The 21,948-nt window shown below is 59.2% G+C and carries 33 protein-coding genes and 1 pseudogene; 32 read left to right on the forward strand and 2 right to left on the reverse strand.

Annotated elements, in window-relative coordinates:
• Nucleotides 1-192: 192 nt before the first annotated feature.
• The 30 genes and pseudogenes from rplC (at nucleotide 193) to dsbD (ending at nucleotide 16,526) form a co-directional block, all read left to right on the forward strand.
• Complete coding sequence (gene rplC / locus AC3D25_RS16950) at nucleotides 193-852, forward strand: 50S ribosomal protein L3 (protein WP_488889494.1); 660 nt, start codon at nucleotides 193-195, stop codon at nucleotides 850-852.
• Nucleotides 852-1,472, forward strand: a complete 621-nt coding sequence (gene rplD / locus AC3D25_RS16955; RefSeq protein ID WP_087644071.1) for a 50S ribosomal protein L4 — start codon at nucleotides 852-854, stop codon at nucleotides 1,470-1,472. Before rplC ends, rplD begins: the two co-directional genes overlap by 1 nt.
• The gene (gene rplW, locus AC3D25_RS16960) at nucleotides 1,469-1,783 is read left to right on the forward strand and encodes a 50S ribosomal protein L23 (RefSeq protein WP_060858186.1); all 315 of its coding nucleotides are present in this window, start codon (nucleotides 1,469-1,471) and stop codon (nucleotides 1,781-1,783) included. Before rplD ends, rplW begins: the two co-directional genes overlap by 4 nt.
• Nucleotides 1,784-1,785: 2 nt before the next feature.
• Nucleotides 1,786-2,613: a 50S ribosomal protein L2 gene (gene rplB / locus AC3D25_RS16965; RefSeq protein ID WP_488889495.1), complete on the forward strand. Its 828-nt coding sequence runs from the start codon at nucleotides 1,786-1,788 to the stop codon at nucleotides 2,611-2,613.
• A 10-nt stretch (nucleotides 2,614-2,623) separates the two neighbouring features.
• The gene (gene rpsS, locus AC3D25_RS16970; RefSeq protein WP_035554748.1) at nucleotides 2,624-2,899 is read left to right on the forward strand and encodes a 30S ribosomal protein S19; all 276 of its coding nucleotides are present in this window, start codon (nucleotides 2,624-2,626) and stop codon (nucleotides 2,897-2,899) included.
• Between the two features lie 12 nt (nucleotides 2,900-2,911).
• A complete protein-coding gene (gene rplV, locus AC3D25_RS16975; protein WP_031361578.1) occupies nucleotides 2,912-3,241 on the forward strand; it encodes a 50S ribosomal protein L22 in 330 nt (109 codons plus the stop codon).
• An 11-nt stretch (nucleotides 3,242-3,252) separates the two neighbouring features.
• Nucleotides 3,253-4,059, forward strand: a complete 807-nt coding sequence (gene rpsC / locus AC3D25_RS16980; protein WP_488889496.1) for a 30S ribosomal protein S3 — start codon at nucleotides 3,253-3,255, stop codon at nucleotides 4,057-4,059.
• Nucleotides 4,060-4,061: 2 nt separating this feature from the next.
• On the forward strand, nucleotides 4,062-4,478 hold the full coding sequence (gene rplP, locus AC3D25_RS16985) for a 50S ribosomal protein L16 (RefSeq protein ID WP_488889497.1): 417 nt from the start codon (nucleotides 4,062-4,064) through the stop codon (nucleotides 4,476-4,478).
• A 9-nt stretch (nucleotides 4,479-4,487) separates the two neighbouring features.
• Entirely contained in the window at nucleotides 4,488-4,682 is a 195-nt protein-coding gene (gene rpmC / locus AC3D25_RS16990; RefSeq protein ID WP_035933103.1) for a 50S ribosomal protein L29, read from the forward strand.
• Nucleotides 4,679-4,951 (forward strand): 30S ribosomal protein S17, encoded by a 273-nt coding sequence (gene rpsQ, locus AC3D25_RS16995; protein ID WP_035933074.1) that lies wholly within the window; start codon nucleotides 4,679-4,681, stop codon nucleotides 4,949-4,951. Before rpmC ends, rpsQ begins: the two co-directional genes overlap by 4 nt.
• 285 nt (nucleotides 4,952-5,236) lie before the next feature.
• Complete coding sequence (gene rplN / locus AC3D25_RS17000; protein WP_006052212.1) at nucleotides 5,237-5,605, forward strand: 50S ribosomal protein L14; 369 nt, start codon at nucleotides 5,237-5,239, stop codon at nucleotides 5,603-5,605.
• Nucleotides 5,606-5,614: 9 nt separating this feature from the next.
• The gene (gene rplX, locus AC3D25_RS17005) at nucleotides 5,615-5,923 is read left to right on the forward strand and encodes a 50S ribosomal protein L24 (RefSeq protein WP_488889498.1); all 309 of its coding nucleotides are present in this window, start codon (nucleotides 5,615-5,617) and stop codon (nucleotides 5,921-5,923) included.
• Between the two features lie 14 nt (nucleotides 5,924-5,937).
• Complete coding sequence (gene rplE / locus AC3D25_RS17010) at nucleotides 5,938-6,477, forward strand: 50S ribosomal protein L5 (RefSeq protein ID WP_153074413.1); 540 nt, start codon at nucleotides 5,938-5,940, stop codon at nucleotides 6,475-6,477.
• A 7-nt stretch (nucleotides 6,478-6,484) separates the two neighbouring features.
• The gene (gene rpsN, locus AC3D25_RS17015) at nucleotides 6,485-6,790 is read left to right on the forward strand and encodes a 30S ribosomal protein S14 (protein ID WP_087632568.1); all 306 of its coding nucleotides are present in this window, start codon (nucleotides 6,485-6,487) and stop codon (nucleotides 6,788-6,790) included.
• 14 nt (nucleotides 6,791-6,804) lie between these two features.
• Nucleotides 6,805-7,200, forward strand: coding sequence for a 30S ribosomal protein S8 (rpsH, locus tag AC3D25_RS17020; RefSeq protein ID WP_031361569.1), 396 nt, complete (start codon nucleotides 6,805-6,807; stop codon nucleotides 7,198-7,200).
• Nucleotides 7,201-7,217: 17 nt separating this feature from the next.
• Nucleotides 7,218-7,751, forward strand: a complete 534-nt coding sequence (rplF, locus tag AC3D25_RS17025) for a 50S ribosomal protein L6 (protein ID WP_488889499.1) — start codon at nucleotides 7,218-7,220, stop codon at nucleotides 7,749-7,751.
• A 12-nt stretch (nucleotides 7,752-7,763) separates the two neighbouring features.
• On the forward strand, nucleotides 7,764-8,129 hold the full coding sequence (rplR, locus tag AC3D25_RS17030) for a 50S ribosomal protein L18 (protein ID WP_488889500.1): 366 nt from the start codon (nucleotides 7,764-7,766) through the stop codon (nucleotides 8,127-8,129).
• A 14-nt stretch (nucleotides 8,130-8,143) separates the two neighbouring features.
• Nucleotides 8,144-8,662, forward strand: coding sequence for a 30S ribosomal protein S5 (gene rpsE / locus AC3D25_RS17035; protein ID WP_031361566.1), 519 nt, complete (start codon nucleotides 8,144-8,146; stop codon nucleotides 8,660-8,662).
• Nucleotides 8,663-8,676: 14 nt separating this feature from the next.
• A complete protein-coding gene (gene rpmD, locus AC3D25_RS17040) occupies nucleotides 8,677-8,859 on the forward strand; it encodes a 50S ribosomal protein L30 (RefSeq protein ID WP_488889501.1) in 183 nt (60 codons plus the stop codon).
• 30 nt (nucleotides 8,860-8,889) lie between these two features.
• The gene (gene rplO, locus AC3D25_RS17045; RefSeq protein ID WP_488889729.1) at nucleotides 8,890-9,324 is read left to right on the forward strand and encodes a 50S ribosomal protein L15; all 435 of its coding nucleotides are present in this window, start codon (nucleotides 8,890-8,892) and stop codon (nucleotides 9,322-9,324) included.
• Nucleotides 9,325-9,368: 44 nt separating this feature from the next.
• Nucleotides 9,369-10,715: a preprotein translocase subunit SecY gene (gene secY, locus AC3D25_RS17050; RefSeq protein WP_488889502.1), complete on the forward strand. Its 1,347-nt coding sequence runs from the start codon at nucleotides 9,369-9,371 to the stop codon at nucleotides 10,713-10,715.
• Between the two features lie 35 nt (nucleotides 10,716-10,750).
• A pseudogene (locus AC3D25_RS17055) lies at nucleotides 10,751-10,837 on the forward strand (translation initiation factor IF-1); the annotation flags it as partial.
• Between the two features lie 20 nt (nucleotides 10,838-10,857).
• The gene (gene rpmJ, locus AC3D25_RS17060) at nucleotides 10,858-10,974 is read left to right on the forward strand and encodes a 50S ribosomal protein L36 (protein ID WP_004199844.1); all 117 of its coding nucleotides are present in this window, start codon (nucleotides 10,858-10,860) and stop codon (nucleotides 10,972-10,974) included.
• Between the two features lie 41 nt (nucleotides 10,975-11,015).
• Nucleotides 11,016-11,381, forward strand: coding sequence for a 30S ribosomal protein S13 (rpsM, locus tag AC3D25_RS17065; RefSeq protein ID WP_087657797.1), 366 nt, complete (start codon nucleotides 11,016-11,018; stop codon nucleotides 11,379-11,381).
• 28 nt (nucleotides 11,382-11,409) lie between these two features.
• Nucleotides 11,410-11,814 (forward strand): 30S ribosomal protein S11, encoded by a 405-nt coding sequence (rpsK, locus tag AC3D25_RS17070; protein ID WP_006052224.1) that lies wholly within the window; start codon nucleotides 11,410-11,412, stop codon nucleotides 11,812-11,814.
• A 142-nt stretch (nucleotides 11,815-11,956) separates the two neighbouring features.
• Nucleotides 11,957-12,580, forward strand: coding sequence for a 30S ribosomal protein S4 (rpsD, locus tag AC3D25_RS17075; RefSeq protein ID WP_488889503.1), 624 nt, complete (start codon nucleotides 11,957-11,959; stop codon nucleotides 12,578-12,580).
• Between the two features lie 124 nt (nucleotides 12,581-12,704).
• Nucleotides 12,705-13,682 (forward strand): DNA-directed RNA polymerase subunit alpha, encoded by a 978-nt coding sequence (locus AC3D25_RS17080; RefSeq protein WP_488889504.1) that lies wholly within the window; start codon nucleotides 12,705-12,707, stop codon nucleotides 13,680-13,682.
• 139 nt (nucleotides 13,683-13,821) lie between these two features.
• Nucleotides 13,822-14,217: a 50S ribosomal protein L17 gene (rplQ, locus tag AC3D25_RS17085; RefSeq protein ID WP_488889505.1), complete on the forward strand. Its 396-nt coding sequence runs from the start codon at nucleotides 13,822-13,824 to the stop codon at nucleotides 14,215-14,217.
• A gap of 142 nt (nucleotides 14,218-14,359) precedes the next feature.
• Nucleotides 14,360-14,704, forward strand: coding sequence for a divalent-cation tolerance protein CutA (cutA, locus tag AC3D25_RS17090; RefSeq protein ID WP_488889506.1), 345 nt, complete (start codon nucleotides 14,360-14,362; stop codon nucleotides 14,702-14,704).
• Nucleotides 14,697-16,526 carry a protein-disulfide reductase DsbD gene (gene dsbD / locus AC3D25_RS17095; protein WP_488889507.1) on the forward strand — a complete coding sequence of 610 codons (1,830 nt, stop codon included), beginning with the start codon at nucleotides 14,697-14,699 and terminating at the stop codon, nucleotides 16,524-16,526. The genes cutA and dsbD overlap by 8 nt, the downstream gene beginning before the upstream one ends.
• 83 nt (nucleotides 16,527-16,609) lie before the next feature.
• Here dsbD and hemB read toward each other — a convergent pair whose 3' ends face one another.
• The gene (gene hemB, locus AC3D25_RS17100; RefSeq protein ID WP_488889508.1) at nucleotides 16,610-17,608 is read right to left on the reverse strand and encodes a porphobilinogen synthase; all 999 of its coding nucleotides are present in this window, start codon (nucleotides 17,606-17,608) and stop codon (nucleotides 16,610-16,612) included.
• 287 nt (nucleotides 17,609-17,895) lie between these two features.
• Nucleotides 17,896-18,561: a ribosome biogenesis GTP-binding protein YihA/YsxC gene (gene yihA / locus AC3D25_RS17105; protein ID WP_488889509.1), complete on the reverse strand. Its 666-nt coding sequence runs from the start codon at nucleotides 18,559-18,561 to the stop codon at nucleotides 17,896-17,898.
• Nucleotides 18,562-18,893: 332 nt separating this feature from the next.
• On the opposite strand from yihA, the gene AC3D25_RS17110 reads away from it, so the two are divergent.
• Nucleotides 18,894-19,550, forward strand: a complete 657-nt coding sequence (locus AC3D25_RS17110) for a c-type cytochrome (RefSeq protein ID WP_488889510.1) — start codon at nucleotides 18,894-18,896, stop codon at nucleotides 19,548-19,550.
• A gap of 142 nt (nucleotides 19,551-19,692) precedes the next feature.
• On the forward strand, nucleotides 19,693-21,948 hold the full coding sequence (locus AC3D25_RS17115; protein ID WP_488889511.1) for a cytochrome c biogenesis protein ResB: 2,256 nt from the start codon (nucleotides 19,693-19,695) through the stop codon (nucleotides 21,946-21,948).

Below are 21,948 nucleotides of genomic sequence, written 5' to 3' on the forward strand. Positions count from 1 at the left end.
AGCGTCGCCAGGTGAGCCAGGTGACGCTAAGTCTTTGATTGCTTGCGGAAAACGAAAAGCCTTGTTATACTCCAAGGCTTTTCGCGCATTTGCGCAAAAAAGCTGGCTCAACTCTCTGCGGCAACGTGGATCTGCGGAGCCGGCATTTTGTAAATCAGCCCCGACCAATCGCAGTTGGGAATGGAGAAAACGATGAGCCTTGGACTCGTAGGTCGCAAGGTTGGCATGACCCGTATCTTTACGCCTGAAGGGGATTCGATTCCCGTCACCGTACTGGACGTGTCGGACAACCGCGTGACGCAGATCAAGACCGTTGAAACGGATGGTTATACCGCCGTTCAGGTTGCATTCGGTACTCGCCGCGCATCGCGCGTGACGAAGCCGTTGGCAGGTCACCTTGCCAAAGCCGGTGTTCAAGCCGGTGAAGTCCTCAAAGAATTTCAAATCGATGCCGCTAAGGCTGCCGAGTTGTCGAACGGCGCTGTGGTCGGTACGGACCTTTTCGAAGTGGGCCAGAAAGTCGACGTGCAAGGCGTGTCGATCGGTAAAGGCTACGCCGGTACCATCAAGCGTTACAACTTCGCTTCAGGCCGCGCATCGCACGGTAACTCGCGTTCGCACAACGTTCCGGGTTCGATCGGTATGGCGCAAGATCCGGGTCGTGTTTTCCCGGGTAAGCGCATGACGGGTCACATGGGCGATGACACTGTTACGGTGCAGAACCTCGTGATCGCCCGTATCGACGCAGACCGCAATCTGTTGCTGGTTCGTGGTGCCGTTCCTGGCGCCAAGGGCGGCAAGGTTTTCGTGACGCCGGCTGTCAAGACCCGCGCTGTGAAAGGAGCGAAATAATGGAACTTAAGCTCCTGAATGCCAATGGTCAGGAAGGCGCAGGCGTGAACGCATCGGACGTCGTGTTCGGTCGTGATTACAACGAAGCCCTGATCCATCAGGTCGTCGTGGCTTATCAAGCCAACGCACGCAGCGGTAACCGCGCGCAGAAGGACCGTGAGCAAGTCAAGCACACGACCAAGAAGCCGTGGCGTCAAAAGGGCACGGGCCGCGCTCGTGCCGGTATGTCGTCGAGCCCGTTGTGGCGCGGCGGTGGCCGTATCTTCCCGAATTCGCCGGAAGAGAACTTTTCGCACAAGGTCAACAAGAAGATGCATCGTGCAGGTCTCTGCTCGATCTTCTCGCAGTTGGCCCGTGAAGGCCGCATTTCGGTTGTCGACGAGCTGACGCTCGAAGCGCCGAAGACCAAGCTGCTGGCCGAAAAATTCAAGGCGATGGGTCTCGAGTCCGTGTTGGTCATCACCGATACGGTCGACGAAAACCTGTACCTCGCGTCGCGCAACCTCGCCCATGTGGCGGTTGTCGAGCCGCGTTACGCCGACCCGCTCTCGTTGATCTACTTCAAAAAGATCCTGATTACGAAGGCTGCGGTCGCCCAGATCGAGGAGTTGCTGTCATGAGCGAGATTCGCAAGAACGATCATCGTTTGATGCAGGTCCTGCTCGCGCCGGTGGTCTCCGAAAAGGCGACGCTGGTGGCCGACAAGAACGAGCAAGTCGTGTTCGAAGTCGCGCCCGATGCCACGAAGCAGGAAGTGAAGGCTGCTGTCGAGCTGCTGTTCAAGGTGGAAGTCAATTCCGTCAACGTGCTGGTCACGAAGGGTAAAGCCAAGCGCTTCGGCCGCTTCATGGGCAAGCGCAAGGATGTGAAGAAGGCGTATGTCTGTCTGAAGCCCGGCCAGGAAATCAACTTTGAAGCGGAGGCCAAGTAACCATGGCAATCGTAAAAGTTAAGCCGACTTCGCCGGGTCGCCGCGCGATGGTCAAGGTGGTGAACAAGGATCTGCATAAGGGCAAGCCGTTCGCAGCGCTGCTCGATTCCCAATCCGTCACCGCTGGCCGTAACAACAACGGCCGTATCACGACCCGTCATAAGGGTGGTGGTCACAAGCAGCATTACCGTCTGGTCGATTTTCGTCGCAACAAGGACGGCATTCCGGCAAAGGTCGAGCGTCTCGAGTACGACCCGAACCGTAGCGCGAACATCGCGCTGGTTCTGTACGCAGACGGCGAACGCAAGTACATCATCGCTCCGAAGGGCGTGACGGTTGGTCAGCAATTGCTGTCGGGTTCGGAAGCTCCGATCCGTGCAGGCAACACGCTCCCGATCCGCAACATCCCGGTTGGTACGACGATCCACTGCGTCGAAATGTTGCCGGGCAAGGGCGCGCAGATCGCACGTTCGGCTGGCACGTCGGCGATGTTGCTGGCTCGCGAAGGCACGTACGCACAGGTTCGCCTGCGCTCGGGCGAAATTCGCCGCGTGCACGTCGAGTGCCGCGCGACGATCGGTGAAGTTGGCAACGAAGAGCATAGCCTCCGTCAAATCGGTAAGGCTGGCGCGAACCGCTGGCGCGGTATCCGCCCGACGGTGCGTGGCGTTGCAATGAATCCGGTCGATCACCCGCACGGTGGTGGTGAAGGTAAGACGGCAGCAGGTCGCGATCCGGTCAGTCCGTGGGGAACCCCGGCTAAGGGCTATCGCACCCGCAGCAATAAGCGCACGACGACGATGATCGTTCAGCGCCGTCACAAGCGCTAAGGAGTAAGCAATGGCACGTTCTGTTAAAAAAGGTCCGTTCTGCGACGCCCATTTGCTGAAGAAAGTTGAGGCGGCTGCAGCTTCGCGTGACAAGAAGCCGATCAAAACCTGGTCGCGTCGTTCGACGATTCTCCCGGATTTCATCGGTCTGACGATCGCCGTTCACAACGGCCGTCAACACGTTCCGGTGTACGTTTCGGAAAACATGGTCGGCCACAAACTTGGCGAGTTCGCATTGACCCGTACGTTCAAGGGTCATGCAGCCGACAAGAAGGCTAAGAAATAAGGGGCTATCAAGATGGAAGTCAAAGCTATTCATCGCGGTGCCCGCATCTCGGCGCAGAAAACGCGCCTTGTGGCTGACCAGATCCGTGGTTTGCCGGTCGACAAGGCGCTGAACGTTCTGACGTTCTCGCCGAAGAAGGCGGCGGGTATTGTTAAGAAAGTCGTGTTGTCTGCGATCGCGAATGCGGAACACAACGAAGGCGCCGATATCGATGAGCTCAAGGTAACGAGCATCATGGTCGACAAGGCAGCTTCGCTGAAGCGTTTTACTGCGCGCGCTAAAGGCCGCGGTAACCGCATCGAGAAGCAATCCTGTCACATCACTGTGACGGTCGGGAATTAAGGAGCCATACGATGGGACAAAAAATTCATCCGACAGGCTTCCGCTTGGCCGTCAGCCGGAATTGGGCTTCGCGTTGGTACGCGAATAACAACAATTTCGCGTCGATGCTGCAGGAAGATATCGGTGTTCGTGAGTACCTGAAGAAGAAGCTTAAAAACGCTTCGGTCGGTCGGGTGGTCATCGAGCGTCCGGCGAAGAACGCGCGCATCACGATTTACAGCTCGCGTCCTGGTGTTGTCATCGGCAAGAAGGGCGAGGACATCGAACTGTTGAAGGCTGAACTGCAGCGCCGCATGGGCGTTCCGGTCCACGTCAACATCGAGGAAATTCGCAAGCCGGAAACCGATGCGCAACTGATCGCCGATTCGATCACGCAACAGCTCGAGCGCCGGATTATGTTCCGCCGCGCGATGAAGCGTGCAATGCAGAACGCGATGCGTCTGGGCGCTCAAGGCATCAAAATCATGAGCGCAGGTCGTCTGAACGGTATCGAAATCGCACGTACGGAGTGGTATCGCGAAGGTCGCGTTCCGCTTCACACGCTGCGCGCTGATATCGACTACGCAACGTCGGAAGCGAAAACCACGTACGGCATCATCGGCGTGAAGGTGTGGGTCTACAAGGGCGACACGCTGGGCCGCAACGATGCACCGGTGGTCGAAGAAGTAGCCGAAGACAAGCGTCCGCGCCGCAATGCACGTCCGGGTGGCGATCGCCGTCCGCGTCGCGATGGTGAAGGTGGTGGCCCGGCAGGTGCACGCCGTGGCGCTCCTCGTCGTGCTGGCGGTGCCGGCGGCGACGGGAAGACTGGAGAATAACGATGCTGCAACCGAAACGCAGAAAGTATCGCAAAGAGCAGAAGGGTCGTAACACCGGCAAGGCGACGCGCGGCAACGCGGTGTCGTTTGGTGACTACGGTCTGAAGGCTATCGGTCGCGGCCGTTTGACCGCGCGCCAAATTGAAGCGGCACGTCGTGCAATGACGCGTCACATCAAGCGTGGCGGCCGGATCTGGATCCGCATTTTCCCGGATAAGCCGATCTCGCAAAAGCCGGCTGAAGTACGGATGGGTAACGGTAAGGGTAACCCTGAGTACTACGTCGCAGAGATTCAACCGGGCAAGATGCTGTACGAAATGGACGGTGTTACTGAAGAGTTGGCACGTGAAGCGTTCCGTCTGGCTGCAGCAAAGCTGCCGCTGAAGACGTACTTCGTTTCACGCCAGCTCGGCGCCTAAGGAGTAATGATGAAGGCATCTGAACTTCACCAGAAAGACCAGGCCGCGCTCAACAAAGAGCTGACGGACCTGCTGAAGGCGCAATTCGGCCTGCGCATGCAACTCGCGACCCAACAGCTCACGAACACGAGCCAGTTGAAGAAGGTCCGTCGCGACATCGCACGTGTGCGGACCGTCCTGACTGAGAAGGCGAACCAGAAATGAACGATAGCGTAAAAACCTCGCTCAAGCGGACGCTGGTCGGTAAGGTCGTCAGCAACAAGATGGACAAGACCGTTACCGTGCTGGTCGAGCACCGTGTGAAGCATCCGATCTACGGCAAGTACGTCGTGCGTTCGAAGAAGTATCACGCTCACGATGACGCGAACACGTACAACGAAGGCGATCTCGTCGAAATCCAGGAAACCCGTCCGATTTCTAAGACAAAGGCCTGGGTTGTTTCGAAGTTGCTCGAAGCGGCTCGCGTGATCTAAGCGTCAATGCGGTAAATGTAGGATCGCAGAAAGTTTCGCTTGCAAGACCGAGATTATGTGTTATAGTCTCGGTCTTCCCTCTTGTGGGAGCCCCGTCGCGGGCGAAACTGGTGGGGGAAGCCGGCGCAGACGCCTGTCTGTGTCGTCAGATTCACCGGATTGCGATGGCGGGTTTCGTCTGCCCTCGCTGCCTGTTCCAACCCAAGCAGCCGATAGGCTGACGGGACCAAGACTGACCGGATGCGCCATGGTGGCGTGAACGGATTAAGTTGGGAAAGATAAACCATGATCCAGACCGAAACTCGGCTTGAAGTGGCCGACAACACAGGTGCGCGTGAAGTCATGTGCATCAAGGTGCTCGGCGGCTCGAAGCGTCGTTACGCTAGCATTGGCGACATCATCAAGGTGACCGTCAAGGAAGCAACGCCGCGCGGACGCGTGAAGAAGGGCGAAATCTACAACGCTGTGGTCGTTCGTACGGCCAAGGGTGTGCGTCGCCAGGACGGCTCGCTGATCAAGTTCGACGGCAATGCCGCCGTTCTTTTGAATGCGAAGCTCGAACCCATCGGCACGCGTATTTTCGGGCCGGTCACGCGTGAACTGCGTAGCGAACGATTCATGAAGATCGTTTCGCTTGCGCCCGAAGTGCTGTAAGGAGTCGCGATGAACAAGATTCGCAAAGGTGACGAAGTTATCGTCATCACCGGCAAGGACAAAGGCAAGCGCGGTGTCGTGCTGGCCGTTGGGGAAGATCGTCTGACTGTCGAGGGTATTAATCTCGTCAAGAAGCACGTGAAACCGAACCCGATGAAGGGTACGACGGGCGGTGTAGAAGCCAAGACGATGCCGTTGCATATTTCGAACGTCGCATTGGTCGACGCGAATGGCAAGGCGTCGCGAGTGGGCATCAAGGTCGAAGGCGACAAGAAGGTTCGCTTCTTGAAGTCGACGGGCGCCACGCTCAACGCCTGACGCGGAGTTAAAAAATGGCTCGTCTGCAAGAATTTTATAAAGAAAAGGTTGTACCCGGCCTCGTTGAGAAGTTCGGTTACAAGTCTGTCATGGAAGTGCCGCGCATCACCAAGATCACCCTGAACATGGGTCTTGGCGAAGCCGTCGCCGACAAGAAGATCATCGAAAACGCCGTTGGCGACCTGACGAAGATTGCTGGCCAAAAGCCGGTTATCACGAAGGCACGCAAGGCAATCGCTGGCTTCAAGATTCGTCAGGGCTACCCGATCGGCGCGATGGTTACGCTGCGCGGCCAAGCCATGTACGAATTTCTGGATCGTTTCGTGACGGTTGCGCTCCCGCGTGTGCGTGACTTCCGTGGCGTTTCGGGTCGTGCGTTCGATGGTCGCGGCAACTACAACATCGGTGTGAAAGAGCAGATCATTTTCCCCGAAATCGACTACGACAAGATCGACGCGCTGCGTGGGCTGAACATCAGCATCACGACTACCGCGAAGACTGACGATGAAGCGAAGGCACTGCTCGCCAGCTTCAAGTTCCCGTTCAGAAACTGAGGTTACCGTGGCTAAACTGGCACTGATCGAACGTGAAAAGAAGCGTGCTCGCCTGGCCGCAAAGTACGCTCCCAAGCGTGCCGAGCTGAAGGCGGTCATCGACGACGCGAGCAAGTCGGACGAAGAGCGTTATCTCGCTCGTCTGGCACTGCAACAATTGCCGCGTAATTCGAACCCCACTCGCAAGCGTAACCGTTGCGCGCTCACGGGTCGTCCGCGTGGCACGTTCCGTAAATTCGGATTGGCACGCAGCAAGATTCGTGAAATCGCGTTCCGCGGCGAAATCCCTGGCCTGACCAAGGCGAGCTGGTAATAGGAGAAACGTAAATGAGCATGAGTGATCCTATCGCCGATATGCTGACTCGCATCCGCAATGCGCAGATGGTTGAGAAGGTTTCGGTGACTATGCCCTCGTCGAAAGTCAAGGTTGCGATTGCGCAGGTTTTGAAGGACGAAGGTTATATCGACGATTTCGCAGTGAAGTCTGAAGGAGCGAAGTCGGAATTGAATATCGCGTTGAAGTACTACGCTGGCCGTCCGGTTATCGAGCGCATTGAACGCGTTTCGAAGCCTGGTCTGCGTGTGTACCGCGGTCGCAACGACATCCCGGTGGTCATGAATGGCCTCGGCGTTGCAATCGTATCGACGCCCCAAGGTGTGATGACCGACCGCAAGGCGCGCCAGACCGGCGTCGGCGGCGAAGTCCTCTGCTACGTCGCTTAACCGAAAAGGAGAAGAACATGTCTCGAGTAGGTAAGAGCCCTATCGCGCTGCCGCAAGGCGCCGAGGTGGCCCTGAGCGGCGATGTGATCACCGTCAAGGGACCGCTGGGTACAATTTCGCGAGCGGCTAATCCGCTGGTGAAGGTAGCAAACGACAACGGCACGCTCAACTTCGCACCGGCTGATGAAAGCCGCGAAGCGAATGCGATGTCCGGCACGATGCGCGCACTGGTTGCGAACATGGTGAACGGCGTGACGAAGGGTTTCGAGCGCAAGCTGACGCTGGTTGGCGTCGGTTACCGCGCACAGGCGCAAGGCGACAAGCTGAATCTGTCGCTGGGTTTCTCGCACCCCGTGGTGCACCAGATGCCGGAAGGCATTAAGGCTGAAACCCCGACGCAAACCGAAATCGTGATCAAGGGGATCGACAAGCAGCAAGTTGGCCAGGTCGCTGCGGAAGTTCGCGGTTACCGTCCGCCGGAGCCCTACAAGGGCAAGGGTGTGCGCTACGCTGGCGAAGTCGTTATCCTCAAAGAAACGAAGAAGAAGTAAGGGTGCGCAATCATGGATAAGACTCAATCTCGCCTGCGCCGCGCTCGTCAAACGCGTGTCAAGATCTCTGAGCTTCAGGTCGCGCGTCTGGCTGTGCATCGCACGAACACGCATATCTATGCACAAGTGTTCTCGCCGTGCGGCACGAAGGTGCTGGCAAGCGCATCGACGCTCGAAGCCGAAGTTCGCGCCGAGCTTGCTGACAAGTCGGGCAAGGGCGGCAACGTCAATGCAGCGACTGTGGTCGGCAAGCGTATCGCTGAAAAGGCTAAGGCTGCCGGCGTCGAATCCGTCGCCTTCGACCGTTCGGGTTTCCGTTACCACGGCCGCGTGAAAGCGCTGGCTGAGGCAGCGCGGGAAGCCGGACTCAAGTTCTAAGGGAAGAATTCGTCATGGCAAAGATGCAAGCGAATGTTAAGGCTGAAGAACGCGACGACGGCCTCCGCGAAAAAATGATCGCGGTCAACCGCGTGACCAAGGTTGTGAAGGGTGGCCGGATTCTCGGTTTTGCCGCACTGACCGTGGTCGGTGACGGTGATGGTCGTATCGGCATGGGCAAGGGCAAAGCGAAGGAAGTTCCGGTTGCTGTTCAAAAGGCAATGGAACAAGCTCGCCGCAACATGTTCAAGGTGCCGCTGAAGAACGGTACGTTGCAGCACGAAGTGCACGGTAAGCACGGCGCATCCGCAGTCCTCCTCGCTCCGGCGAAGGACGGTACGGGCGTGATCGCTGGTGGCCCGATGCGCGCAGTGTTCGACGTGATGGGCGTGCAAAACGTGGTTGCTAAGAGCCACGGTTCGACGAACCCGTACAACCTCGTTCGTGCAACGCTCGACGGTCTGCGCAAGCAGTCCACGCCGGGCGACATCGCGGCGAAGCGCGGCAAGTCCGTTGAAGATATTTTGGGCTAAGCCACGAGGTCACCATGTCTGATAAAACTGTCAAGGTACAGCTCGTCAAGAGCTTGATCGGGACCCGCGAATCGCATCGTGCAACGGTGCGTGGCTTGGGCCTGCGCCGACTCAACTCGGTCAGCGAACTGCAGGATACTCCGGCAGTCCGTGGGATGATCAACAAGGTTTCGTACCTTGTTAAGGTCGTCAGCTGAGCGGCTGATTAGGAATTCAAGGGGTTGAATATGGATTTGAATAACCTGAAACCGGCTGACGGCGCTAAGCATGCTAAGCGTCGCGTCGGTCGCGGTATCGGCTCCGGCCTCGGCAAGACCGCGGGTCGCGGTCACAAGGGTCAAAAATCGCGTTCGGGCGGCTTTCATAAGGTCGGCTTTGAAGGCGGTCAGATGCCTCTCCAACGCCGTTTGCCGAAGCGTGGTTTTACCTCGCTGACGAAGGAATTCATCGGTGAAGTGCGTCTGTCGGATCTGGAAAAGCTGCCGGTCGATGAAGTTGATTTGCTGGCACTGAAGCAAGCGGGTCTGGTTGGTGTGCTCATCACGAGCGCAAAGATCATCAAGACCGGCGAGCTCACCCGCAAGATCACAGTGAAGGGCCTTGGTGCGACGAAAGGCGCGCGTGCTGCGATCGAAGCCGCTGGCGGCTCGTTCGCCGAGTAACACGCATTCGCTGCCGTCACTAGCAATAGCATCGGAGAAGGTTCTTGGCTAACAGTCCGAGTCTCGCAAAACCCGGTCGTAGCGCGGCGAAGTTTGGCGATTTGCGTCGGCGGGCAGTGTTTCTGTTGCTGGCGTTGATCGTCTACCGTGTCGGTGCGCATATTCCGGTGCCGGGTATCGACCCGGACCAGCTGGCAAAGCTTTTCCAAAGCCAGTCGGGCGGCATCCTTGGCATGTTCAACATGTTTTCGGGTGGCGCACTGTCGCGGTTCACGATTTTTGCGCTGGGCATCATGCCCTACATTTCGGCCTCGATCATCATGCAGTTGCTGTCGATCGTGTCGCCGCAAATGGAGGCGCTGAAGAAGGAAGGGCAGGCAGGGCAACGGAAGATCACGCAGTACACGCGAATCTTTACAGTCCTCCTCGCTACGTTCCAGGCATTTGGCATTGCTGTAGCGCTGGAGAATCAACCGGCGCTGGTGCTCGATCCTGGCATGGTCTTTCGTTTGACGACGGTCGTCACGCTGGTGACGGGTACGATGTTCTTGATGTGGCTGGGTGAGCAGATCACGGAACGCGGACTTGGAAACGGTATTTCGATCATCATCTTCGGCGGTATTGCAGCGGGGTTCCCGAATGCAATCGGTGGTCTGTTCGAGCTGGTTCGCACCGGTTCGATGAGCATCATCTCGGCGATCATTATCGTATTGTTGATTGCAGCGGTTACGTATCTGGTTGTGTTCATTGAACGCGGTCAGCGCAAGATCCTCGTCAACTACGCCAAGCGTCAGGTCGGTAACAAGATTTACGGTGGGCAGTCTTCGCATTTGCCGCTGAAACTCAACATGTCGGGTGTGATTCCGCCGATTTTTGCATCGTCGATCATCCTCTTCCCGGCAACTATCCTGAACTGGTTCAGTTCGGGAACGCGAACCGGATGGTTCGCAAACACGCTGCATAGCGTGGCCGAAGCTTTGAAGCCAGGCCAACCCGTGTACGTGTTGCTGTACGCGTTGGCGATCGTGTTCTTCTGCTTCTTCTACACCGCGTTGGTGTTCAACAGCAGAGAGACGGCCGACAACCTGAAGAAGAGCGGTGCATTCGTTCCTGGGATTCGCCCGGGCGACCAAACCGCACGGTATATCGATCGTATCCTCACGCGTTTGACGCTGGCTGGTGCGATCTACATCGTGTTTGTTTGTTTGCTGCCCGAGTTTTTGGTGTTGCGCTGGAACGTCCCGTTTTATTTTGGTGGAACCTCGCTGCTGATCATTGTCGTCGTCACGATGGACTTTATGGCGCAGGTGCAGTCGTACGTAATGTCGCAACAGTATGAGTCGCTGCTTAAGAAGGCCAACTTCAAGGGCGGCAACGTCCCGATGCGGTAACAAGGGCTATATCCGGGAGGGTCGGCGTGCATTGCATCGCTGTCCTTCCGGGCGACAAAGTTACGGTTGAATTGACGCCTTTCGATCTGTCTCGTGCACGGATCGTGTTCCGGGCGAAGTGATTTGAAAAAAGGGTAATATCATGAAAGTGATGGCATCGGTTAAGCGCATTTGCCGCAATTGCAAGATCATCAAGCGCAAAGGCGTTGTGCGCGTGATTTGCAGCTCTGATCCGCGCCACAAACAGCGTCAAGGCTGAACGCCGCGCTTTTGCTTGCGCTTTTTGTTTGAGGAAAAACAATGGCTCGTATCGCAGGGGTTAACATCCCGAATCACCAGCACACTGAAATCGGCCTTACGGCTATCTTCGGTGTAGGCCGCACGCGTGCTCGCGACATCTGCGTTGCTTCTGGTGTGGAATTTTCGAAGAAGGTCAAGGACCTCACCGACGCAGATCTCGAAAAGCTGCGTGACGAAGTGGGTAAGTTCATCGTCGAAGGCGACCTCCGTCGCGAAGTGACGATGAATATCAAGCGCCTGATGGACTTGGGCTGCTATCGTGGCGTGCGCCATCGCAAGGGCTTGCCCATGCGCGGCCAGCGCACGCGTACGAACGCCCGTACGCGCAAGGGTCCGCGTCGTGCAGCGCAATCGCTGAAGAAGTAAGCGGAACTGACAGTTACAGGAAAACGTAATGGCTAAGGCTTCGAACAACTCCGCGGCGCAACGCGTTCGCAAGAAGGTCAAGAAGAACGTCGCCGAGGGCGTGGTTCACGTTCACGCGTCGTTCAACAACACCATCATCACCATCACCGATCGTCAAGGCAACGCACTCGCCTGGGCAACTTCGGGCGGTCAAGGCTTCAAGGGCTCGCGTAAATCGACGCCGTTTGCAGCCCAGGTCGCTGCTGAGTCGGCTGGTCGTGTGGCGATGGAATACGGCGTCAAGAACCTCGAAGTGCGGATCAAGGGCCCCGGCCCCGGCCGTGAATCGGCGGTGCGCGCGCTGCATGGTCTTGGCATCAAGATCACCGCGATCTCCGACGTGACGCCGGTCCCGCATAACGGCTGCCGTCCGCCGAAGCGTCGTCGTATCTAAGACGGCGTGAATGCTTGCACCTGTTGACGCTCGCGCGTCGGCAGGTTGCTTGCGTTATGAATTTGACTAAGCCCACCGTTCGGCCCAAAGGGTCCGAACTAGCGCGGACGAAAGTTCGCGTGATCAATTTTAAGGATGCAAAGTGGCACGCTATACCGGTCCCAAAGCAAAGCTGTCCCGCCGTGAAGGCACTGACCTCTTCTTGAAGAGCGCGCGTCGTTCGCTCGCCGACAAGTGCAAACTCGATAGCAAGCCGGGCCAGCATGGCCGCACGTCGGGCGCTCGCACGTCCGACTACGGCACGCAGTTGCGCGAAAAGCAGAAAGTGAAGCGTATCTACGGCGTGCTCGAACGTCAGTTCCGCCGTTACTTCGCTGAAGCCGACCGCCGCAAGGGCCCGACGGGTGAAAACCTGCTGCAATTGCTCGAATCGCGTCTCGACAACGTCGTGTATCGGATGGGTTTCGGTTCGACGCGCGCAGAAGCACGCCAGCTCGTGAGCCACAAGTCGATCACGGTGAACGGCCAAGTTGCGAACATCCCGTCGCTGCAAGTCAAGTCGGGTGACGTGGTTGCGGTTCGTGAACAGTCGAAGAAGCAAGCACGTATTCTCGAAGCGCTTGCGCTGGCTGAACAAGGCGGAATGCCGAGCTGGGTTGCGGTCGATGCCAAGAAGTTCGAAGGCACGTTCAAGGCAATGCCGGAACGCAGCGACATCGCTGGCGACATCAACGAAAGCCTGATCGTCGAATTGTATTCGCGTTAATCGGATTAGCGGCCGGGGGACCCTGATTGCCGGAGGCAAGGGGTTACCTCGGCTGTTTATTTTCGGGTTGTCACCGGTCAGCCTTATCGGCGTAACGAGCCGAGGGTATTGAAAAGGAAAACCTATGCAAACCAGTTTGTTGAAGCCCAAGATTATTGCAGTTGAATCGCTTGGCGACAGCCACGCGAAAGTGGTCATGGAGCCGTTTGAACGCGGTTACGGCCACACCTTGGGTAACGCGCTTCGGCGCGTGCTGCTGTCGTCGATGGTGGGCTACGCGCCGACCGAAGTGACGATCGCAGGCGTCGTGCATGAATATTCGACGCTCGACGGTGTGCAAGAGGATGTGGTCAACCTGCTGTTGAACCTGAAAGGCGTCGTTTTCAAGCTGCATAATCGCGACGAAGTCACGGTGACGCTGCGCAAGGAAGGCGAAGGCGTTGTCACGGCCGGCGATATCGAACTCGCGCACGACTGCGAGGTCATCAACCCGGATCACGTGATTGCGCATCTGTCGAAGGGCGGCAAGCTCGACGTTCAGATCAAGATCGAAAAGGGCCGCGGCTATGTGCCGGGCAACGTGCGTCGTTATGGCGAAGAATCGGCCAAGATTATCGGCCGTATCGTGCTGGACGCGTCGTTCTCGCCGGTGCGCCGCGTGAGCTACGCGGTGGAGAGCGCGCGCGTCGAACAGCGTACCGACCTCGACAAGCTCGTGATGAACATCGAAACCAACGGCGTGATTTCGCCCGAGGAAGCGATTCGTCAATCGGCTCGTATTCTGGTCGACCAGTTGTCGGTGTTCGCCGCGCTGGAAGGCACGGAAGCCGCTGCCGAAGCGCCGTCGCGCGCGCCGCAGATCGATCCGATCCTGCTGCGCCCAGTGGATGATCTGGAACTCACGGTTCGCTCGGCGAACTGCCTGAAGGCCGAGAACATCTACTACATCGGCGATCTAATTCAGCGCACGGAAAACGAACTGCTCAAGACGCCTAATCTCGGCCGCAAGTCGCTGAACGAGATCAAGGAGGTTCTGGCATCGCGTGGTCTGACGCTCGGTATGAAGCTCGAAAACTGGCCGCCGGCTGGTCTCGACAAGTAAGTAAAGCAGCACGCGTAACTGGCAAAGGCGCGGATTTTCCTTTAAAATCCGCGTCTTGCTTTTTCTACGACCGGCCCGTGCGTTCGTCTGAACGTAATAGAAGAGCTGGATCAAAACTTAAGTTATCTAGGAACTCAAAATGCGCCATAAGCATGGTTTGCGGAAACTGAACCGCACGAGCAGCCACCGTCTGGCAATGCTCCGTAACATGTCCAACTCGCTCATCGAGCACGAAGTCATCAAGACGACGCTGCCGAAAGCAAAAGAACTCCGTAAAGTTGTCGAGCCGCTGATCACGCTCGGCAAGAAGCCGTCGCTGGCAAATCGTCGTCTGGCGTTCAATCGCCTGCGCGATCGTGATTCCGTGGCTAAGCTGTTCGACGTCCTCGGCCCGCGTTACGCGAACCGTCCGGGTGGCTACACCAGCATCCTGAAGTTCGGTTTCCGCGTCGGCGATAACGCACCGATGGCGCTGGTCCAACTGATGGATCGCCCGGACGTCGAAGAAGCAGACGACGTGCAAGAAGCTGAATAAGCGCTGCACGCTGAACAAAAAGGCCAAGCTCTGCTTGGCCTTTTTGCTTTTGGACGCCTGCAAGCGTGCAAAGCCGGCGCATTGGCGAAAGGCCAGTTGAACCGCTCGATGCTACGATTGCTTTCCAGCCGATTCACCGCCGATGGAGTCCACTGTGAACACGCCAGTTGTCCTATTTGTCACGACATTGCCCGATGCAGAATCCGCGCGCCAGCTCGCCGAACGTGCGCTGAACGAGCGTTTGGCCGCGTGCGTGACGCAAATCGGCGCGGTGTGCTCGCAGTATCACTGGCAGGGTGCGCTCGAAATAGCCGACGAAATCCAGTTGATGTTCAAGACGAGTCCGGCGCGCGCGCCTGAACTCGCGCGGTTTATCGAATCGAATCATCCTTACGACACGCCCGAAATTCTTTCCTGGCAAGCGTTTGCTTCGTCGGGATATGGTGATTGGGTCAATGCGGAAACCTACCGTCCTGTTCATGTTTAAGCCTTGTGACGCCATCAAGCGTCGACTATCCGTTGCGTTCGCGTTGCTGCTCTCCTGCATGGTTTTGTTGCTCGGCGCCTCGCATCCCGCGCGCGCCGACGACGAATTCCTCGACCCCGCCGTCGCCTTCAAATTCAGCGCGTCCGAGCGGCCGGGGGAAATCGAGGTGCGTTATAAAGTCGCGGATGGCTACTACATGTATCGCGAGCGGTTCGCGTTTGTCGTGAAGAGCGGCAGCGCGACGCTCGGCGCGCCGGTGTTGCCGAACGGCAAGGTTCACTTCGACCAGACCTTCAACAAGGACGTTGAAACTTACCGCGGCGAGGTCGTGATCCGGATCCCCGTGACAAACGCGGCCGGTCCGTTCGATCTCGGCGTGACGTCGCAGGGTTGCGCGGATAAAGGGATCTGCTATCCGCCGATGGAGCGCGTCTACCACGTCGACGGGTCCGCGTTGAGCCCTGCGGCTGCGCAATCCGCAACCGCGCCTGCAGAGTCTTCGTCCTGGTACGAGCGCGCAACCAACGCCGATTACGCCCAGTCGCTGCTCGAAGGCGGTGGATTTTTCGCCGTTATCGGCGTGTTCTTTCTCGCGGGCGCGGTGCTGAGCCTGCTGCCGTGCTCGTATCCGATGATCCCGATCCTCTCCGCGATCATCATCGGCGAGGGTGCGGGCGTCACGCGGATGCGCGGGTTGTCGCTGTCAGCCGCTTATGTTTTCGGCATGGCGCTCGTGTACACGGCGCTCGGCGTCGCGGCTGCGTTGATCGGGCAAAGCCTCGGCGCGTGGCTTCAGAATCCGTGGGTGCTCGGCGCATTCGGCGTACTGCTGGCCGTTTTCGCGCTCACGTTGATCGCCGGTTACGACATCGCGCTGCCCGAGCGTTGGCAGCGGGGCGTCAACGAGGCGTCGCAGAAGCGCTCGGGGGGCAAATTCGCGGCGGTCGTCGTGATGGGCGCGTTGTCGGCGCTGGTGGTCGGCGCGTGCATGACGGCGCCGCTCTTTGCCGTGCTCGCGTTCATCGCGCACACCGGCAACGCGTTGTTGGGCGGGGCTGCGCTGTTCGCGATGGGCGTCGGGTTGGGCGTCCCGCTGCTCATCCTTGGGCTCGGCGCGGGCGCGTTGCTGCCGCGCGCAGGCGCCTGGATGGATGGCGTGAAGGTGTTTTTCGGCGTGCTGCTGCTTGGCGCGGCGTTGTGGATCGTGTGGCCGGTGCTCGGCGGCGAAGCGCGGATGCTGCTCGTGGCGCTCTGGTTGATCGTCGCGGCGGCCGCGCTCGGCGTGTTCGCACCGCGTTCGCCCGCCGCTACGATTGGGCGTCGTGTATCGCGCGGAATAGGCGCGGCGCTCGCGATCTGGGCGGCAGCGGTGCTGGTCGGCCTGGCGGCTGGCTCGGCAAATCCGCTTCGGCCGCTCGAAGTGTTCGCGGGTCGCGAAAGCGCGGCTCCCGCGCAAAAGGAAGGGCAGGCGTTCGCGCCGATCCGTTCGTCGGAGCAACTCGATCTCGCGCTGAAAGCGGCCGGCCGGCCCGCGATGCTCGATTTCTACGCCGACTGGTGCGTGTCGTGCAAGGAGATGGAGAGCCTGACGTTCAGCGATTCACGCGTGCGCGAGCGGCTCGCGCATCTCAATCTGATGCGCGCGGACGTCACGGCCAATAACGCCGACGATCAAGCGCTCCTCAAGCGTTTCAAGCTTTTCGGACCGCCGGGCATCATCTTTTTCGATGCCGCAGGAAACGAGGTCGTGCGGGTTGTCGGCTATGAATCGCCTGAGAAGTTTCTGAAGAGTCTCGACAAACTGGCCGCGCCGAAAGCCTGACCGGACCAAGCCAAAAAAAGGGCGATGCCGCAAACCGGCATCGCCCTTTTTCATGCGGCGCTAGAAATTCAGCGCCCAAACGCTTACTTCGACGCCCGCAAAATACGCGCGGCGTCGAGCGCGAAGTACGTCAGCACGCCGTCCGCGCCCGCGCGTTTGAACGCGAGGAGCGACTCCATCATCGCCTTGTCGTGATCGAGCCAGCCGTTCTGTGTCGCGGCCTTGATCATCGCGTACTCGCCGCTCACCTGATAGACGTAGGTCGGAAAGCGGAATTCATGCTTCACGCGATGCACGATATCGAGATACGGCATGCCCGGCTTGACCATCACCATGTCCGCGCCTTCCTCGATATCCATCCGCACTTCGCGGATGGCTTCGTCGGAATTGGCCGGGTCCATCTGGTAGGTCATTTTGTTGCTCTTGCCGAGGTTCGCCGCCGAGCCGACCGCGTCGCGAAACGGGCCGTAGAACGCCGACGCGAACTTTGCGGCATAGGCCATGATGCGCGTGTGGATGTGGTCCTCGCTCTCCAGCATCTCGCGGATCGCGCCGATCCGGCCGTCCATCATGTCCGACGGCGCCACGATATCCACACCGGCTTCCGCCTGCGTCCGCGCCTGTTCGACGAGGATTTCCGAGGTCGTGTCGTTGATCACATAGCCGTGTTCGTCGAGCACGCCGTCCTGGCCGTGGCTCGTGTACGGGTCGAGCGCGACGTCGGTGAGCACGCCGAGTTCGGGGAAATGCTTCTTCAACTCGCGCACCGCGCGCGGAATCAGCCCCGCGGGATTAACCGCCTCGCGGCCGTCGGGCGTCTTAATCGACGGTTCGATGGCCGGAAACAGCGACAGCACCGGCACGCCGAGTTCGACGCATTGCTCGGCCACTTTCATCAGCAGATCGACGGACGTGCGCTCGACGCCGGGCATCGACGGCACGGCCTGCCGCACATTCGTCCCTTCGACGATAAACACCGGGTAGATCAAGTCGTTCGTGGTGAGGATATTTTCGCGCATGAGGCGGCGCGAAAAGTCGTCGCGGCGCATACGGCGCGGACGATGATGCGGATAGAAACTCATGGTTGTAATAGGCGTGTGACGAGAGGCGCCGCTCAGGGCGGCAGGCGGGAAGCGGTGCTGCGGGGAGGTCGGAAATGGCTGAGCGCCTTGCCAGCCGTACCGCGCGGGCCCTTCCAAAAACATATCGAGACAATGGTATATCATACCGATCGAGCAAGGCGCTTTGCGCTGAACTCCCCGCTTCTCCTCCCTGAGCGGGTGCCTGTCGGAATTCGATTAGGCTGTTTGACCCGCCGTCATGCGGCGGGTTTTTTTATGCGCGATGCGTTATTGCCTCGCAGGCGGCTTCATTCAGCCGGCGTTTCCGGCTCGCTTTCGTCCGCCTGCTTTGGGATCAGCCAGCTTTCGATCTGCGCCTGCGCCTCGTCGATCCCCACGCGTTTTAGCGCCGAAAACAACTGCACGGTCAGCTCGCCGCGATAGCCTTCGGCCTTGTACTCGGCGAACGCTTTCTTGGTCGCGCGCAACGCGTTGGTCATCTCCTGGCGCGTCAATTTGTCGCATTTCGTGAGAATCGCGTGGATCGGTTTGCCGGTCGGCGCGAACCAGTCGAGCATGATCTTGTCGAGGTCGGTCAGCGGACGGCGCGAGTCCATCATTAGCACCATGCCGACCAGTTGCGCGCGGCTCTGCAAATACGTGGACAGCAGCGCCTGCCAGTGCAGCTTGGCCGTACCGGACACTTCGGCGTAGCCGTAACCCGGCAGATCGACGACGTGCGCCTTGGGTTCGTCGGCGGGGCCGACGGCGAAATAATTGATGTGCTGCGTGCGTCCGGGCGTCTTGCTCGCGAACGCGAGCCGCTTCTGGTTGCACAGAATATTGATGGCGGTCGATTTGCCGGCGTTCGACCGCCCGGCGAAAGCGATTTCCGGTTGCGGCGTGGCCGGCAGATCGCGGAGGTGATTGACCGTGGTGAAGAAGCGGGCTTGGTGAAGCAGGAATGACGACATTGGCGGGCCGATTAAGAAAAGCGGTGAAAACCCAAGCCTTGAGAACCCGGTGAATACTGGGCATGCCCCGACTGGCGTCTTTGCGTATAGCGAGTTATTGTACAATACGACGGTTTACTGAATACCAGCCAGGGCACGCAGGACCCAAGCGGGACAAGGGAATTAGCCCGAAGCGAGCCATGAGCAGGCTATAAGCAAGCCATAAGCAAGACAGGATTTCGAGGGGCGGTTGGGCCGCCGGAGTCCATCGGTTGGGTGTCTTGCAGTGCAGCGGTCGCCGTCGTTTTTTGCAGAACCTCACATTCTCACAAGACGAAAAACAGGGTACGCGAATGAATCGACTGTACAAGACTCTGATGGTGCTTCAAGTAGCGGCAACGTTCGGCGGATTGGCAGTTTCAAGTGAGGCGGCGGAGGCCACAAAGCCTGCAAAGCCCGATGTGGCGCGGGGTCAGGCGATCGCCACCCAGGTTTGCGCGGCGTGTCACGGCGCCGACGGTAACAGCGCTGGCGGCGCGTTTCCCAAGCTCGCGGGGCAGCACGCGGCGTATATCGTCAAGCAGTTGAAGGATTACAAGACACAGCCGGGCGCCAAGGCGCCAGCGCGCAACAATCCGATCATGGCGGGCATCGCGGGTGCGCTGTCCGAGCCGGATATGATCAACGTGGCGGCGTATTTCGAGTCGCAGAAAGAGAAGCCGGGCTTTGCGCGCAACAAGGACACCGTTGCGCTCGGCCAGAAGATTTATCGCGGCGGCGTGGCAGATAAGGGCGTGCCGGCGTGCGCGGCCTGTCACGGCGCGACCGGCATGGGAATTCCGGTGCAGTATCCGCGTCTGTCGGGGCAATGGGCCGATTACACGGTGGCGCAACTCACCGCGTTTGCTCAGGGCACGCGCAACAACAGCGAGCCGATGCACACTATCTCGCTGCGTCTGACCGATGCCGAGGTCAAGGCCGTCGCTGATTACATCGCCGGTCTGCATTAAAATCGGCGGCCGGCGTTTTTTACAGTCGTCCGTCATTACGAAGCCGGTTCGTCGAGACCGGCGCGAAAACAAGAAAAGGGTGGGACGCCGGTCGATGACCGCGAACGTCTCCACCCTTTTTTGCTGTTCAGTCGGAGTTTGAATGAGCGTCACCACCTCGGGATTGCAGTCCAAGTCGAGTCGTCGGGCTGTCAGGCATTTCGTCGAACTCGTCAGTTCGATGCGTTTCGCGATTGCGCTGCTCGTGATCCTGGCGATCGCCAGCGTGATCGGCACGGTTCTGACGCAGGAAGATCCGTATCCCAACTACGTCAATCAGTTCGGCCCGTTCTGGGCGGATATCTTCCGCGGCGTGAGCCTCTACAACGTGTACAGCGCGTGGTGGTTCATGATGATCCTCGTGTTCCTCGTGATTTCGGTGTCGATGTGCGTGATCCGCAACGGCCCGAAAATGATCGCGGACATGAAGAGCTGGAAGGACCGCGTGCGCGAAGGCAGCCTGCGCGCGTTCCATCACAAGGGCGAATTCAACGTGGCGTCGACCACGCGCGCCGATACCGCCGCTTCGCTGCAGCGGCTCTCGGCGAAGCTCGGCTATCGCTTCGTCGTGCGCGAAACGGAAAGCGGCGCGACGCTCATCGCCGCCAAGCGCGGCGCGCTGACCAAGCTCGGCTATATCTCCGCGCATCTGGCAATCGTGATTATCTGTATTGGCGGGCTGCTCGACAGCAACCTGCCGATCAAACTCCAGATGTGGCTCTTCAACAAGACGCCGATCGCGAGTAACGCGGTCATCAATGACATCCCGCCGGAGCATCGCCTCTCTTCCTCGAATCTCACGTTTCGTGGTTACGCGTGGGTGCCGGAAGGGCAGCACGTCGGCACGGCCATTCTCAACCAGCAGAGCGGCTCGCTGATTCAGGATCTGCCGTTCTCGATCCAGCTCGACAAGTTCATCGTCGATTACTACTCGACCGGCATGCCGAAGCTCTTCGCGAGCGATATCGTCGTGATCGATCACGAGACCGGCAAGCGCATCCCGGCGCGCGTGGAAGTGAACAAGCCGTTCACTTACGACGGCATCTCGATTTACCAGTCCAGTTTCCAGGACGGCGGCTCGAAGCTCGCCATGACCGCCTGGCCGATGACCGGCACGAGCACGAAAACCGCGCCGTTCAACGGCGCGATCGGCGGCACCGCGCCGGTGAGCCAGCAAATGGCGGGCGGCAACGGCGAAACCGTCGAGTTCACCGATTTCCGCGCGATCAACGTGGAAAACGTGACGGACGGCAACGGCGCGATCGACGCGCGCGGGGTCGGCAAGACGCATTCGCTGCGCGAAGCCTTCGACGAACGCCTCGGCTCCGGCGCGAAAAGCGCGAATCCGACCGACTTGCGCAACGTCGGGCCGTCGGTGCAATACAAGGTGCGCGGCACGGACGGGCAAGCTCGCGAATTCAACAACTACATGCTGCCGGTCGATGTCCAGGGCCAGCAGATGTTCCTCGCGGGCATGCGCCTGAGCCCGAACGACCCGTTCCGCTACCTGCGCATTCCCGCCGACGAACAAAGCTCCGTCAAACAGTGGATGAACCTGCGCGCCGCGCTCGAAACGCCCGCGATGCGGGCGGAAGCGGCGCGCCGCTTTGCCGCGCGTTCGGTGCCGCAAGCGAACGCCGATCTGCAGAAGCATCTGGAGGAAAGCGCCGCGCGCGTGCTGAACCTGTTCGCGGGCGCCGACGAAGCCGGCGTCGCGCCGCAAAACGGCCAGGTGAACGGCGGTTTCCAGGCGATCGCCGGGTTTATCGACCGGTCGGTGCCGAAGGGCGAGCAGGAGAAGGCCGCTGGACTGCTGTTGCGCATGCTCGAAGGCGCAACCTGGGATCTCTGGCAGCTTTCGCGCGAGCAGAACGGCATGCCCGAATCCAAGATCGACGCGAAAAGCACGGCGTTCGTGCAGGCGTCCATCAACGCGCTTTCTGACAGTTTTCTGTATGGATCGCCGGTATTCCTGCAACTCGATTCGTTCAAGCAGATTCAGGCTTCCGTGTTCCAGCTGACACGCGCGCCGGGTAAAAAAGTGGTGTATCTTGGCAGCCTTCTGCTCGTACTCGGCATTTTCTCGATGTTCTACGTGCGCGAACGCAGGCTGTGGTTCTGGCTCAAAGACAGCGGACAGGGCGGCACGACCGTCCTGATGGCGATGTCCACGGCCCGCCGCACGCTCGACTACGAGAAAGAATTCGCGCAAACCCGCGCCACGGTGGCCGCCACGCTCGGCGCCACGCCGGTTGTGCCAGCACCGAGCGCCGCTTCCGCAGCCGAGGCCGCGCCAAAGACACCCGAAGCGCCCGAAGCGCCCGCCTCGTCAGTCACGCAAGAAGATTCCACCCGGTAA

This window comes from Caballeronia sp. SL1002 (genome assembly GCF_057814995.1).

Excerpts from the sequence above, each read along its gene's own strand:
- cutA (WP_488889506.1), top strand. The coding sequence starts at position 14,360 with ATGGAGTCCACTGTGAACACGCCAGTTGTCCTATTTGTCACGACATTG.
- rpsS (WP_035554748.1), top strand. The coding sequence starts at position 2,624 with ATGGCACGTTCTGTTAAAAAAGGTCCGTTCTGCGACGCCCATTTGCTG.
- dsbD (WP_488889507.1), top strand. The coding sequence starts at position 14,697 with ATGTTTAAGCCTTGTGACGCCATCAAGCGTCGACTATCCGTTGCGTTC.
- rplE (WP_153074413.1), top strand. The coding sequence starts at position 5,938 with ATGGCTCGTCTGCAAGAATTTTATAAAGAAAAGGTTGTACCCGGCCTC.
- hemB (WP_488889508.1), bottom strand. The coding sequence starts at position 17,608 with ATGAGTTTCTATCCGCATCATCGTCCGCGCCGTATGCGCCGCGACGAC.
- rplX (WP_488889498.1), top strand. The coding sequence starts at position 5,615 with ATGAACAAGATTCGCAAAGGTGACGAAGTTATCGTCATCACCGGCAAG.
- rplQ (WP_488889505.1), top strand. The coding sequence starts at position 13,822 with ATGCGCCATAAGCATGGTTTGCGGAAACTGAACCGCACGAGCAGCCAC.
- AC3D25_RS17080 (WP_488889504.1), top strand. The coding sequence starts at position 12,705 with ATGCAAACCAGTTTGTTGAAGCCCAAGATTATTGCAGTTGAATCGCTT.
- rplW (WP_060858186.1), top strand. The coding sequence starts at position 1,469 with ATGAGCGAGATTCGCAAGAACGATCATCGTTTGATGCAGGTCCTGCTC.
- rpmC (WP_035933103.1), top strand. The coding sequence starts at position 4,488 with ATGAAGGCATCTGAACTTCACCAGAAAGACCAGGCCGCGCTCAACAAA.
- yihA (WP_488889509.1), bottom strand. The coding sequence starts at position 18,561 with ATGTCGTCATTCCTGCTTCACCAAGCCCGCTTCTTCACCACGGTCAAT.
- rplC (WP_488889494.1), top strand. The coding sequence starts at position 193 with ATGAGCCTTGGACTCGTAGGTCGCAAGGTTGGCATGACCCGTATCTTT.
- rplB (WP_488889495.1), top strand. The coding sequence starts at position 1,786 with ATGGCAATCGTAAAAGTTAAGCCGACTTCGCCGGGTCGCCGCGCGATG.
- rpsC (WP_488889496.1), top strand. The coding sequence starts at position 3,253 with ATGGGACAAAAAATTCATCCGACAGGCTTCCGCTTGGCCGTCAGCCGG.
- rpsM (WP_087657797.1), top strand. The coding sequence starts at position 11,016 with ATGGCTCGTATCGCAGGGGTTAACATCCCGAATCACCAGCACACTGAA.
- rplO (WP_488889729.1), top strand. The coding sequence starts at position 8,890 with ATGGATTTGAATAACCTGAAACCGGCTGACGGCGCTAAGCATGCTAAG.
- rplF (WP_488889499.1), top strand. The coding sequence starts at position 7,218 with ATGTCTCGAGTAGGTAAGAGCCCTATCGCGCTGCCGCAAGGCGCCGAG.
- rpmD (WP_488889501.1), top strand. The coding sequence starts at position 8,677 with ATGTCTGATAAAACTGTCAAGGTACAGCTCGTCAAGAGCTTGATCGGG.
- rplV (WP_031361578.1), top strand. The coding sequence starts at position 2,912 with ATGGAAGTCAAAGCTATTCATCGCGGTGCCCGCATCTCGGCGCAGAAA.
- rplD (WP_087644071.1), top strand. The coding sequence starts at position 852 with ATGGAACTTAAGCTCCTGAATGCCAATGGTCAGGAAGGCGCAGGCGTG.
- rplR (WP_488889500.1), top strand. The coding sequence starts at position 7,764 with ATGGATAAGACTCAATCTCGCCTGCGCCGCGCTCGTCAAACGCGTGTC.
- rplP (WP_488889497.1), top strand. The coding sequence starts at position 4,062 with ATGCTGCAACCGAAACGCAGAAAGTATCGCAAAGAGCAGAAGGGTCGT.
- rpsE (WP_031361566.1), top strand. The coding sequence starts at position 8,144 with ATGGCAAAGATGCAAGCGAATGTTAAGGCTGAAGAACGCGACGACGGC.
- rpsQ (WP_035933074.1), top strand. The coding sequence starts at position 4,679 with ATGAACGATAGCGTAAAAACCTCGCTCAAGCGGACGCTGGTCGGTAAG.
- rpsK (WP_006052224.1), top strand. The coding sequence starts at position 11,410 with ATGGCTAAGGCTTCGAACAACTCCGCGGCGCAACGCGTTCGCAAGAAG.
- rpmJ (WP_004199844.1), top strand. The coding sequence starts at position 10,858 with ATGAAAGTGATGGCATCGGTTAAGCGCATTTGCCGCAATTGCAAGATC.
- rpsH (WP_031361569.1), top strand. The coding sequence starts at position 6,805 with ATGAGCATGAGTGATCCTATCGCCGATATGCTGACTCGCATCCGCAAT.
- AC3D25_RS17110 (WP_488889510.1), top strand. The coding sequence starts at position 18,894 with ATGAATCGACTGTACAAGACTCTGATGGTGCTTCAAGTAGCGGCAACG.
- rplN (WP_006052212.1), top strand. The coding sequence starts at position 5,237 with ATGATCCAGACCGAAACTCGGCTTGAAGTGGCCGACAACACAGGTGCG.
- AC3D25_RS17115 (WP_488889511.1), top strand. The coding sequence starts at position 19,693 with ATGAGCGTCACCACCTCGGGATTGCAGTCCAAGTCGAGTCGTCGGGCT.